11 protein-coding genes are annotated in these 11,282 nt (G+C 67.3%); 2 read left to right on the forward strand and 9 right to left on the reverse strand.

The window, feature by feature from the left end; all coding sequences use genetic code 11:
* Nucleotides 1–133 precede the first annotated feature (133 nt).
* From IF78_RS0142305 to IF78_RS0142345, 9 genes are all read right to left on the reverse strand, one after another.
* Complete coding sequence (locus IF78_RS0142305; RefSeq protein WP_037642831.1) at nt 134–943, reverse strand: 2-keto-4-pentenoate hydratase; 810 nt, start codon at nt 941–943, stop codon at nt 134–136.
* 17 nt (nt 944–960) lie between these two features.
* On the reverse strand, nt 961–1,941 hold the full coding sequence (locus IF78_RS0142310; protein ID WP_031488050.1) for a class I SAM-dependent methyltransferase: 981 nt from the start codon (nt 1,939–1,941) through the stop codon (nt 961–963).
* A 35-nt stretch (nt 1,942–1,976) separates the two neighbouring features.
* Nucleotides 1,977–3,014 carry a 4-hydroxy-2-oxovalerate aldolase gene (dmpG, locus tag IF78_RS0142315; RefSeq protein WP_031488051.1) on the reverse strand — a complete coding sequence of 346 codons (1,038 nt, stop codon included), beginning with the start codon at nt 3,012–3,014 and terminating at the stop codon, nt 1,977–1,979.
* Nucleotides 3,011–3,868: an acetaldehyde dehydrogenase (acetylating) gene (locus IF78_RS0142320; RefSeq protein ID WP_199921478.1), complete on the reverse strand. Its 858-nt coding sequence runs from the start codon at nt 3,866–3,868 to the stop codon at nt 3,011–3,013. The genes dmpG and IF78_RS0142320 overlap by 4 nt, the downstream gene beginning before the upstream one ends.
* A 71-nt stretch (nt 3,869–3,939) precedes the next feature.
* Nucleotides 3,940–5,037, reverse strand: a complete 1,098-nt coding sequence (locus IF78_RS0142325) for a prephenate dehydrogenase (protein WP_234440027.1) — start codon at nt 5,035–5,037, stop codon at nt 3,940–3,942.
* Between the two features lie 36 nt (nt 5,038–5,073).
* Nucleotides 5,074–6,564, reverse strand: coding sequence for a tryptophan 7-halogenase (locus IF78_RS0142330; RefSeq protein ID WP_031488054.1), 1,491 nt, complete (start codon nt 6,562–6,564; stop codon nt 5,074–5,076).
* Between the two features lie 25 nt (nt 6,565–6,589).
* Nucleotides 6,590–7,675: an alpha-hydroxy acid oxidase gene (locus IF78_RS0142335; protein WP_031488055.1), complete on the reverse strand. Its 1,086-nt coding sequence runs from the start codon at nt 7,673–7,675 to the stop codon at nt 6,590–6,592.
* Entirely contained in the window at nt 7,675–8,757 is a 1,083-nt protein-coding gene (hppD, locus tag IF78_RS0142340) for a 4-hydroxyphenylpyruvate dioxygenase (protein WP_031488056.1), read from the reverse strand. The genes IF78_RS0142335 and hppD overlap by 1 nt, the downstream gene beginning before the upstream one ends.
* 4 nt (nt 8,758–8,761) lie before the next feature.
* Entirely contained in the window at nt 8,762–8,974 is a 213-nt protein-coding gene (locus tag IF78_RS0142345; protein ID WP_031488057.1) for an MbtH family protein, read from the reverse strand.
* 678 nt (nt 8,975–9,652) lie between these two features.
* On the opposite strand from IF78_RS0142345, the gene IF78_RS0142350 reads away from it, so the two are divergent.
* Both IF78_RS0142350 and IF78_RS0142355 read left to right on the forward strand, forming a co-directional pair.
* Nucleotides 9,653–9,955 carry a hypothetical protein gene (locus IF78_RS0142350; RefSeq protein WP_031488058.1) on the forward strand — a complete coding sequence of 101 codons (303 nt, stop codon included), beginning with the start codon at nt 9,653–9,655 and terminating at the stop codon, nt 9,953–9,955.
* Nucleotides 9,952–10,959 carry a ParB/RepB/Spo0J family partition protein gene (locus IF78_RS0142355; protein WP_037642837.1) on the forward strand — a complete coding sequence of 336 codons (1,008 nt, stop codon included), beginning with the start codon at nt 9,952–9,954 and terminating at the stop codon, nt 10,957–10,959. The genes IF78_RS0142350 and IF78_RS0142355 overlap by 4 nt, the downstream gene beginning before the upstream one ends.
* Nucleotides 10,960–11,282 lie beyond the last annotated feature (323 nt).

Raw genomic sequence — 11,282 nt, forward strand, 5'->3', positions numbered from 1 at the left:
CCACCCCGTCCGGGGACCGCAGCACCTGCGCCGCAAAAGCCGCCTGCACCGAACCGGCACCGATCAACGCCGCGCTCGAATCGACCGACCGATCGTCGGTGACATCAACAGCACCCGCAGCACGCATTACCCATCACCTTCTTTCGATCTCGCATGTGTTGCGCATAGAAAGGGATACGGATCCCAAGGACCCGAATGACGCCCTGACGGTGGCGCCGGCCTCGAGATCGATCGCTGCGGCCAGCGATCCGGCCAGGACCACGTCGCCGGCACCGATCCCCGCGCCGAAAGAGGCCAAGATGCGTACCAGGCATGCCACGGACTCCGCCGGATGCCCCATCACGGCCGAACCGTTCGCCGTCAGGACGGACTCACCCGACTCGAACACCATCGTCTCGGCGGCGAGGTCGCGCCCGTCGAAGGGAACGCCCTTGCCCAGGACGGCCATGGCCGACGAGGCGTTGTCCGCGACGGTGTCCACCCACGCGATGTCCCAGTTCTCGATACGGCTGTCGAGCACCTCCAGGGCCGGGTAGAGCTCGGTGGTGACGGCCAGGACATCCGCGGCCGTCGTGCGGGGACCGGAGAGGTCGGCGCCGATCCGGAACGCGATCTCCCCCTCGACCTTGGGCGAGATGAACCGTTCCGGATCGAGGCCGGCGCCGTCGGCGAGGAGCATGCCTTCGGTCAGAAACCCGAAATCCGGCTCATCGACACCGAACATCTCCTGGATCGCGACGCTTGTGGCGCCGACCTTGTACCCGGCGTGCACCGCTCCGTCCTTGTGTTCAAGGGCACGGAGCGCACGCTGGACGATGTAGGCGTCCTGCGCGGTGAAATCGGGATACCGGGCGGAGATGGGCGGTATCGGCTTGCGCTCGTTCTTGGCGTTCCGCAGTTCGCCGGCTATCCGCTCGTGAACGGCGTGGGGACCATGCAGCATGACTCGTCCTCGGGGAGTTACTTGGTCGCCAGGAACAGCCGGCCACCCGGCATGACCTGCGAGACGCATTCGACGTTCGAGAAGCCCGCGCTGCGGAACTTCTCGACCCACTGGTCCTCGGTGGGAAGCTCGACTCCCATGAAGGTCGAGTGCAGGTAGGTGAAGAGAGCGCTGAACTTGCGCTCGCGGTCCTCCTGCCCGTACGAGACCGCGTCGACCACGGCCACGAGCCCGCCGGGCGCGAGGGCCTTGTGGCACGTGCGCAGCACGTCGTCGAAGGCGGCTTCGTCCTGCAGGACGTCGTGCATCACGAAGCAGGCCTGGATGACATCCGCCCCCTCCAGCGGGCTGGGATCGGCGATCAGCGACTCGACCGACCGCTCGACGACCTGCAGCCGGCCGTCCACGCCGGCTCGTCCCGCGGCCTCTCGCGCAGCAGCGCAGGCACCCGCGCTCAGGTCGAGGGCGACACCGGTACGGCGGTCGTCCTGAACGAGAAGGTCGATGAGCAGACCGGCCGCGCCCGCGCCGAGGTCGACGACGTGCTTCGCGTCGGCGGCCACCACCCGGTCGACAACGGCGGGGTAGAAGGTCCGGTCCCCGATCCAGCGCGAGCTGACCGCCACCCGGCGGCCGTCGCGGCGGTAGGCGTCGGCGGCGGACTCGCTGTCGGTGAGGAAGGCCCGCGCGTTCTGCAGGAACGGGCTGTTGGCCGTCAGCGCCCAGGACAGGTACCCGACCTCGTGCCGCCAGTCCGCGTAGTCGTCGGACGGGCGGTACCGGTCGTTCCCGTCCTCGGCGGTGAGCAGCCCGGCGGCCGACAGCGCATGCACGAAGCCCTTGAGACTGTCCTCGGAGAGACCGGTCGCCCCGGCCAGATCCGCGGCGCCGAAGGTGCGGCCCGAGTCCAGCACCTCGTCCACGCCGATCTCGGCGGCGATCTGCAGCAGCGCGGCGACCGCCGCGAAATCCGCTCCCGCCTCACGCACGGAATTCATGTTCACCTGTACTCCTTGTTTTTGCTGAAAGGTCATCAAATGACGTCGTACAGCGAGTTCTTCTCGGCGAGACCCATCGCCACTTCGATGATGGTGTCCTCCTGACCTGCGACGACGCCCCTGCGGCCCAGCTCCATCAGGATTTCTCGCGGGTCCACCTTGAAGCGCTCCGCGGCGCGGCGGGTGGGGGCGGCGAATCCGGAGAAGACACCGGCGATACCGCTCGCGATGGTGACGCTGTCGTTCGTCGGAATGACCTTGACGAAGGTGGATTCCGCGAGATCGGCCGCGTCGAGTGCCGCGAACAGCTGGAGCCCGGTCTCGATCCGCTCCAGGTGCAGGTTCGCGGCGACCAGTTCGAGCGGTGCGTTGCCGGCCCCGGCGCCGAAGCCGCGCGCCGTCACGTCCACGATGGTCGCGCCGGCCTTGACGGCCGCCATGCTGTTGCCCACCGAGAGGCCGAGGTTGTTGTGGCCGTGGAAGCCGATCTCGATGTCGAGTGCCTCGACGAGCGCGCCGACCTTGTCCTGAACCACAGCCGGGGTGTACGCGCCGGCCGAGTCCATCAGGATGACCGCGTGTGCGCCGTACTCCTGCATGAGCCGCGCCTGCTTGACGAGCGTCTCGGTCGGCGCCATGTGGCTCATCAGCAGCATGCCCTTGACGGTCACATCCATCGCCCGGAGCATCGTGATCTGCTGGCGGGTCACATCCGCCTCGGTGCAGTGGGCAGCGACCCTGACCTCGTCGACTCCGCACTCCAGCGCGGGCTTCAGATCTCGCTCGACCGTCGCGATCCCCGGGATGGACAGGACGCCCAGCCGCGTGTTCTTCAGTTGGGCGCGCGCGGCTTCGAGCATCTCCCTGTCGGTCAGCGCGGCACGTCCGACCTGGATGGACGAGGCGCCGAGTCCATTGCCGTGCCCGACCTCAAGGAGGTCGGCCCCCGCGAGCTCTGCGGCCTTGGCATAGGAGGAGATGTCCGAATGACCCAGCTGGTGTGATACGGCGTGATTTCCGTCCCGCAGGGTCGTGTCACAGATCTTGAGCTGCCGCTCGGCATGTGCACTCATCGACGTGCCTCCGCCCGTCCTTCGGCGACAGCCACTGCCGCACAGGTGATGACGTCCAAATTCCCGGCGTAGCGCGGCAACCAGTCACCGAGGCCTTCCACCTCGATGGTCACCATGATGCGATCGTCAACAGCCACCGGCGGAACGACAACGCGATAGCCCGGGACATAGGAATTGATCCGCTTCTCCATGGCGTCGACCGAGACGCGCAGCGCTTCCATATCGATCTTTTCGGAAGCCGGGACCGCGATGGTGTTCCGCATGACGATTCCCGGCTCCGCCGGATTGATGATGAGAATCGTCTTGGCGGTGTCCACCTGGCAGAACTCGTAGGTGGCCCGCTGCGTCGTGAAAGCGTATTCGTCGATGTTCGCCCTCGTCGCGGGACCGACACTCGCCGACGAGCTGGCCGTGGCGATCTCCAGGTATCCCAGGCCGCCGTCGGAGGCGTCGCTGAAGCAGCGAGCGATGGGCACCGCGGCCTGTCCGCCGCAGGTCACCATGGACACGTTCTGCTCGTCGAGGCACTCCTCCAGGTTGAGTGCCGGGACGCAGAACCTACCAAGATGCGCCGGCGTGAGGTCGATGACCGGAATTCCCAGGCCCTCGAGGATCTTCCAGTTGCACAGCGCGTCCTGGGCCGACGTGGCATCGAACACCACGTCGATCCGGTCCGCCATCTCGGCAAGGGCGTCGATTCCGCCGGCCGTCGTCGGGATGCCGTGAGAAGTCGCGAGCGCGATACCCGGCGAGCTGTTGCGTCGGCCGACGAACGATTCGCACCGGAGCTGGGGCGAGGCCATGACCTTGAGCAGCAGATCGCAGCCGATGTTTCCCGTGCCTATGATAGCCACGCGAAGGGGGTCAGCAATGGATCCTTCTTGTGCGTACATTCACCTGTCCTCTCTCTCGAAAAGGCTTTGATTCAGGCTGAACAGGGCGTGCCGGCGACCGGGTCGACGGATTCGGCATTCCAACCGGCACGGCCCAGTTGCAGGACGATCTGGCCGACCCGCATCGCGGGCACCGCGAACATGACCGAGAACGTTCCTTCTTCCGCGGAGTACCGCGGCACCACGTCCTCCGGCTCCACCCGGAATTCCTTGAGCGCGTCCAGCAGGCGGACCAACTGCCCGGGGCGCTCCGGCACCAGGACCTCCAGGTGCGCCTGCCGGTCGGGACCCTGCCATCCCTGAATCGCCGCCAGTCCGGCAGCACCTCTGTTCAGCAGGTCGACCATCGGCTCCAGGCTCGGACTCCTGTTGTCCTGCGGTTCGCCGGACAGGTCGTCGAGCGTGGTCAGCAGTGTCGTCAGGTCGTCCCTCAGTTCCCGGAGCACTCCGGCGACAGCCGGTGCGTTGGCCTGCAGGATGTCGCTCCACAGCCCGGTGTCCCTGACAGCCATCCGCGTCACGTCGCACAGCTCTTGCCCCGCGAGCCGGAACGAGTCCCGCGAACCGTGTTGAAGTCGCGCGGCCATGAGACTGGCCACCAGATGAGGAGCGTGCGAGGTCAACGCCACCGCGTCGTCGTGCGCGCGACCCCCCATGATCACTGGAACGGCCCCGCACAACGCGATCATTTCGAGCACCCGGTTCACCGCGTCCTGGGACGTCGACTCCGACGGCGTCAGGACCCAGGCCCGGTCCTCGAACAGATCCGCGCGGGCGGCAAGCGGACCGCCTCGCTCACCGCCGGCAAGAGGATGTCCACCGACGTAGCTGGACGGGGTCACCTCCCGTGCCAACTGTGCCTTCACACTGGCCACGTCGGTGTAGCTCCGGGCCAGCCCTCGTGCCCGCATCTCCGCGAGCACACCGCCGACCGCGCTCGGCGGTACGGCGATCACCGCCAGGTCGACCTGCTCGTCCGAAGGACCAGCCACTCCCGCCCCCAACGCGGCGGCCGTGCGAGCGGCTACTTCGTCCTGGTCGAGCAGATGCACCTTTATCCCGTGCCGGCTCACGGCCAGTCCGATCGACGTACCGATCAGGCCCGTGCCGACCACAGCCATCGTTCGCATCACCGAAACCCCCATGCCGCCGACTGCCTGGAAAGGTCAGTAGCGGAAGTCCGCCCAGTGCATTCCGTCGGCGGACGGCACCAGACCGCCGTCCCGGATCGGACCCTCGTCGTCGAGAACCTCGCCCAGCGAGGCATGGAGCTGGATCTTGGCCCCCTCCTCGAGCACGGACTGGACGAGCGTCGAGTCGAACAGGTCGCGCTCCGTTCCGCCCTCGCCCGCGGGCTGGTCGACCAGCTCGGAGAACTCCCGGAACGTGGACTCGCGCTGCTCGGCGTAGGAAGCGGCGTTGACCAGACCGCTCTCGTGCGAAGCTCCACCGCCGACCAGTTCGACGAAGGACTCGACTCCGGGTGCCGAGCTGTTCGTGACCTTCTTGGCGGTCCAGAAGTACGAGTCCTCGTCCTGGTGCATGTCGTAGAACGCCACCAGGAAGTCATGGAAGAGCGAGTACTCGTTCCGGTACCGCGCCTCGTACTCCTCGAAGCACTTCGCCTCCTCGAGGCCCCCGCTCAGCGAGGAGTTGATGGAGCGAGCGGCCAGCAGACCGCTGTAGGTGGCGAGGTGGACGCCGGAGGAGAAGACCGGATCGATGAAGCAGGCCGCATCGCCGACCAGGACCATGCCGGGTCGCCAGAACTTGTCCTGGCAGTACGAGTAGTCCTTGCGGACCCGGATCTCACCGTAGGGCCCGCTCTCCACCCGGCGCGCCTCGGACAGGTACTCCGCGATGAGCGGGCACTCGTCGATCAGGCTCATCAGAGCCTTCTCCCGGTCCCCCTGCACCCGGTCCAGGGACTCGCGCCGCAGTACCGCGCCGACGCTGGTGAGCTCATCGGTGAGCGGGATGTACCAGAACCAGCCGGCGTCGAAGGCGGCGCAGAGGATGTTGCCGGAGTTGGGCGCGGGAAGCCGCTTTCCGCCCTCGAAGTACCCGAAGAGTGCGATGTTCTGGAAGAAGTCCGAGTAGTGCCGGGTACCGCCGATCCGGCCGTGAATGCGGCTCTTGTTGCCCGAGGCGTCCACCACGAAGCGGCTGTGCACCTCGTGCCGGACCCCGTCGGCGTCGGCGTAGAGCACCCCGCTGACGCGGCCGTCCTCCTCGATCACATCCACCACGGAGCTCTTCTCGCGGACCTCGACGCCCTTGCTGCGTGCGTTGTCCAGGAGGATCTGGTCGAACTTCATCCGCTCGACCTGGTAGGCCAGCGAGGTCGGGCCCGAGAAGGTCTCGGAGACGGAGAAGGAGAACGTCCACGGCTCGGGGCTGCGCCCCCATCGGAAGGTGCCGCCGCGCTTGGGCATGAACGCGGCCTTCTCCAGCTCCTCCGAGACACCGAGGAGCCGGCAGATACCGTGCACCGTCGACGGCAGGAGGGACTCCCCGATCTGGTACCGGGGGAACTCCTCCTTCTCCAGCAGCAGAACTCGGTGACCCTGCATGGCCACCAGGGTGGAAACGGTGGAACCGCCCGGCCCACCACCGACGACGACCACGTCGAACTCGTGGTCGTTCTTTTCAGGCATGGATTCCTCTCCTTCCGAAGTTGATTCAGCGAGTAAGCGTGCGCAACGCGCGCGCGGCGGCCAGATCGGCACAGCCGGCCAGGAGGAGGGCCTCCTCGAGTTCCGTCCGCAGGATCGAGAGCACCTGGGTGACCCCCTGAGCCCCGGCTGTACTCAGCCCCCACAGCACCGGACGCCCGATCAGGACCCCGTCGGCGCCCAGCGCCAGCGCTCGCAGGATGTCGGTGCCGCTGCGGACACCGCTGTCCATCAGGACCTGGCACCGCCCGTCCACCGCTTCGACCACCCAGGGCAGTGCGGTGATGCTGGGCAGCGCGCCGTCCAACTGCCGGCCACCGTGGTTGGACACCACCACGGCGTCGACCCCGAGTCCGACCGCCTGTTCCGCATCCCTGGGAGCGAGGATTCCCTTGACCACCAGGGGAAGCCGGGTCTGCTCCCGGATCCACTCCAGGTCGGACCAGTCGAATGTGGAGTCGAAGGCGATCTTCGTGTGCGCGGCCACCGCTGACTCGCCGGCCCGGCGTGAGTGTGCCGCAGAGGGACCCTCGGGCTCCAGGTTGGCACTGCGGATCCAGACGGGAAGCGTGAACTCGTTCCGCAGGTCGCGCAGCCGACGGCCCATGATCGGGACATCCACGGTCACCATCAAGGCCTGGCAGCCGACTTGTTCGGCGCGGCGGATCAGCTCGACCATCCGGCCGCGGTCGTGCAACCAGTACAGCTGGAACCACAGGTCCGCCCCGACCTCGGCGATCTCCTCCAGCGAAGTGCTGCTGATCGTGCTGACCACGAAGGGCACCTGCGCCGCCCGAGCGCCCTCCGCGGCCGCGAGTTCGCCCTCCGGCCACAGCAGCCGCTGGTACGCCATCGGCGCGACCGCGAGCGGCAGCGCAGCCGAAGTGCCCAGCAACTGCGCACCGGTGTCGCTCGTCTTGACGCCCGCCAGCACCCTGGGCACCAGTGACACGCTGTCCAGTGCCGCACGGTTGGCGTCCAGGGTGGTTTCCCTGCCGCTGCCACCGGCGATGAAGTCCCACACCGGCGGCGCCAAACGGGCGGCGGCCGACTGCTGCAGGTCTTCCAGGCACACGGGCTGCGCCTGTGCCATTACTTCTCAGCCTCCGCGTCGGCCCGCTGTCGCTCGACCGCTTCGTAGAGCGCCTTGATGTTCCCGCTCCCGAAAGTGCGGGCACCCATGCGCTCGATCACCTCCATGAAGAAGGTGCGATTCGGGTGGACCGAGGAAGTGAAGATCTGGAAGAGCTGGCCGTCGTGGTCTTCGTCGACCAAGATGTCCAGTTCTTTCAGCTCGGAAACAGAATACTTGGTCAGATCCACGGACAGCATCCGGTAGTAGGCATCCGGAGTGCCGAGGAAAGACACATTCTGCGACTTGAGCAGACCCACCGACTCCACAATGCTGTCGGCGGTGAAAGCGATGTGCTGGACGCCGGCCCCGCCGTGATTCTTCAGGAACCCGTCGATCTGCCCGGGCTCCAACGAGGTATCGGGTTCGATCAGGGTGAGCGTGACATCACCGGATCGACTCTGGACCACCTTGGAGTCCATTGCCTGGCTGCCCACCATGATGCGCTCTTCGAAGATCATCCGGAAGTCCAGGACGTTTTCGTAGAACTCCACCGTAGGCGCGAGCTGGCCGGCCTCCAGGCAGATGGCGAAGTGGTCGATCGTACGCAGTCCACTGTCGAACCGCGGGCCCGTTCCGGGAACCGGCGAGAAACCCGGAAGCTTCCGCACATCCTCGTTCTCCGGACGCTGCACGAAGGTGTGTATCACATCTCCGAAGCCCTTGATCGAGGCCGTCACCAGCCCGTTCCGCTCGGCCGGCTCCGCCACCGCGGCGGCGCCCCGACGCACCGCCTCGGCAAACACCTTCCTGGCATCGGGGGTGGTGAGCGCGATGTTGGCCACCCCGTCACCGTGCTGCTCGACGTAGGCGGCTGCGGGGTGGTCAGCACCCTGCGCCGTCGTCAGCACCAGCCTGATCTGGTCCTTGCCGAGCGCCACCGAACGGATGCCCGTGACGGACTCGGCAGGCTCGGAGGCGCCGTAGACCTCGAATCCGTAGCTGTCTATGAACTGCGCCGCAGCAGCCGCGGTGTCGTGGACGTAGAACTCGACATGGTCGATGGACAGTCCGCCGAAAACGGACGCATTCGAATTAGCCATTGCTTCAGGCCGTTGCGTTCATCTGCTGGACGAGGCTGTGCGGCCGCATGTCCGTCCAGCTCGCGTTGATGTAGTCGATGCACGATGCGCGATCGCTCTGGTGAACGGCGGTCCAGCCGGCCGGAACCTCGATGAACTTCGGCCAGAGCGAGTACTGCTTCTCATCGTTGATCAGTACGAGGTACTCCGCCTCGGAGTTCTCGAAAGGATTGGACATGTCGTGACTCCTTCTGTTCCCTGCGACTGCACACGGAGTTTCTCGTCCTTGGCGGACGGAAGGCGCGAAAGAATTCGGCAACGCAAACAGGAACGATTCACTGTGCGCACGATCACCCCGTTGAGTGGCCCAGTGGCCTTCTGGAGTGAGGTTTGCACGGCCGGTGGGAGAACTCCAAGCCTCCGCCGGTCGCGTCCAATACGAACGCGCGTGTACGCACTTCCCGTTCCCCCTCCGCGATACGGAGCGATACGGAGCGTCCAACTGCCGCAGTGCCGCAGATGGACGCCGTTCCTCGAGAAGAGGGCCGCGACGGGGGCCTTTCAGGGGATTGGCCGCTAGAGGCCTGGCCGGTGTGTGCCAATGCGGCAAAGGCGCTGGTCAATCGCATTTCCAGGAGCCGGCGACTGGCACTGACCGGCCCGGGCATTTCCTGCCAGCCACAAGTCCTTACGAGCGGGGTGCACGGCGGGGGAAGCTTTCTCCATCGCCACCGAGAAACGGCCGCTGAACCGGCCGGATGCCAGGCGATAGACCCATGCCTCTCCCCACAGGAGCACCGCCATGCCTCGCGCCGCTGCTGTCGTCGCCACCTGTCCTCCGACACCGCTCGTCATCGCCGGTGGGACCGGGAAGCACGCCCCGCGTCGCCGGATCGGCTGAGCAGGAGGCACCACCATGCTCCCCGTAGTCGTACACCTGACCCCGTCCCAGCCGGCCGGGGAGTTCGTCCCCAACGCCGCTGCGGTCGAAAGCCTGACCTGGGCGGCCGCCTTGCCGCAGGACTGCTTGGAGCACCTGACGGTGACACGAGGCACCGAGGACCTGAGCATCACGGTCTTCGTCAGGGCATGCGACCTGGCCCACGCCAAGCAACAGGTCGATCGACTCATGCAACGCGTGCTGGGACAGGCCCCGCCCATGGCCGGATGGACTGTCGCCCAGTGCATCGCTGTGGATCTTCGGAGGCCGACCCAGTGAGAGCGACGTACGCACAGACCGCCGAGGTTCCTGTCGCCGTGCTGACAGCCGGCGAGTCCCCCCGGTCCACCGGGGAGGACGAAGAACACATCAGCATTCTGGCCGAGTCCGAGGAGCAGTTTCCGCCCATCCTGGTGGACCGCCGCACCATGCGGGTCATCGACGGGATGCACCGCCTCGCCGCCGCCCGGCTGCGCGGTCAACAGACCATCGCCGTACGGTTCTTCGACGGCAGCGCCGACGACGCGTTCCTGCGCGGCGTCGAGGCGAACGTCACGCACGGTCTTCCCCTCTCCCAGGCCGATCGGTGTGCTGCCGCGGAAAGGATCGTGGCGACCCATCCGCACATGTCCGACCGGTCCATCGCCCGTGCCTCGGGCCTCGGCGCCAAGACCGTGGCGGCGATCCGCCGGCGTTCCTGCGCGGACCCCCAGGAGAACGCGCGGGTGGGCAGGGACGGCCGGGTCCGGCCGCTGAGCAGCGTGCAGGGCCGGCAGCGCGCGGCCGAGGTCCTGGCCGAGCATCCGCAGGCCTCGCTGCGCGAGGTGGCGCGGATCGCGGGGATCTCGCCGATGACGGTGAGCGACGTCCGCAATCGCCTGGAGGCAGGCCAGGATCCCGGCGGGACGGGCAGTGTGCCCAGGCAGCGGGGTGACAGCGGCACCACCGCGGCACGGGAGCGTTCGAGCGCGCCGCTCGCCGTAGCGGCCGGCCCCACGGTGCGCCGCATGCAGCCGCGACAGGCGGACCCTGCCGCGGTACTGGAGAAGCTGCGGCGTGACCCTGCCCTGCGCCAGCGGGAATCGGGGCGCCAGCTGCTGCGCCTGCTGCAGTACAACGCCATCGGCCAGCAGATGTGGGCCGACCTGGCCGCCGCGGTACCGCCGCACTCCGGTGGCCTGGTGGCGCAGCTGGCCAGCCAATTCGCCGAGACCTGGATGGAGTTCGCGCAGGAGTTGGGCGAGGAGCTCCAGGATTCGGACACCCACAGGATGAGCGGATGAGCGGCGTCTCGCCGGCTCCGACCGCTCCGGCTGAACTTCGTACGAAATCGACCTCGAATGACGGTGATGGGTAATGCGTGCTGCGGGTGCTGTTGATGTCGCCGACGATCGGTCGGTCGATTCGAGCGCGGCGTTGATCGGTGCCGGTTCGGTGCAGGCGGCTTTTGCGGCGCAGGTGCTGCGGTCCCCGGACGGGGTGGGCGCCCGTCCTGCTGGCCGATGCCGCGATGCGTGGCCGCGGCCTGCCGGACGCTCCCGTGCTGGTGGTGGTGGACGAGGACGAGACGCTCGCCTCGCTGCCGGCCACCGACCCGGGCGTGGAG

Source organism: Streptomyces bicolor (assembly GCF_000719285.1).
GTDB classification, from domain to species: domain Bacteria; phylum Actinomycetota; class Actinomycetes; order Streptomycetales; family Streptomycetaceae; genus Streptomyces; species Streptomyces bicolor.

Coding starts and splice junctions, on each gene's coding strand:
- IF78_RS0142305 (WP_037642831.1), bottom strand. CDS start 943: ATGCTGCATGGTCCCCACGCCGTTCACGAGCGGATAGCCGGCGAACTG.
- IF78_RS0142310 (WP_031488050.1), bottom strand. CDS start 1,941: ATGAATTCCGTGCGTGAGGCGGGAGCGGATTTCGCGGCGGTCGCCGCG.
- dmpG (WP_031488051.1), bottom strand. CDS start 3,014: ATGAGTGCACATGCCGAGCGGCAGCTCAAGATCTGTGACACGACCCTG.
- IF78_RS0142325 (WP_234440027.1), bottom strand. CDS start 5,037: ATGCGAACGATGGCTGTGGTCGGCACGGGCCTGATCGGTACGTCGATC.
- IF78_RS0142330 (WP_031488054.1), bottom strand. CDS start 6,564: ATGCCTGAAAAGAACGACCACGAGTTCGACGTGGTCGTCGTCGGTGGT.
- IF78_RS0142335 (WP_031488055.1), bottom strand. CDS start 7,675: ATGGCACAGGCGCAGCCCGTGTGCCTGGAAGACCTGCAGCAGTCGGCC.
- hppD (WP_031488056.1), bottom strand. CDS start 8,757: ATGGCTAATTCGAATGCGTCCGTTTTCGGCGGACTGTCCATCGACCAT.
- IF78_RS0142345 (WP_031488057.1), bottom strand. CDS start 8,974: ATGTCCAATCCTTTCGAGAACTCCGAGGCGGAGTACCTCGTACTGATC.
- IF78_RS0142350 (WP_031488058.1), top strand. CDS start 9,653: ATGCTCCCCGTAGTCGTACACCTGACCCCGTCCCAGCCGGCCGGGGAG.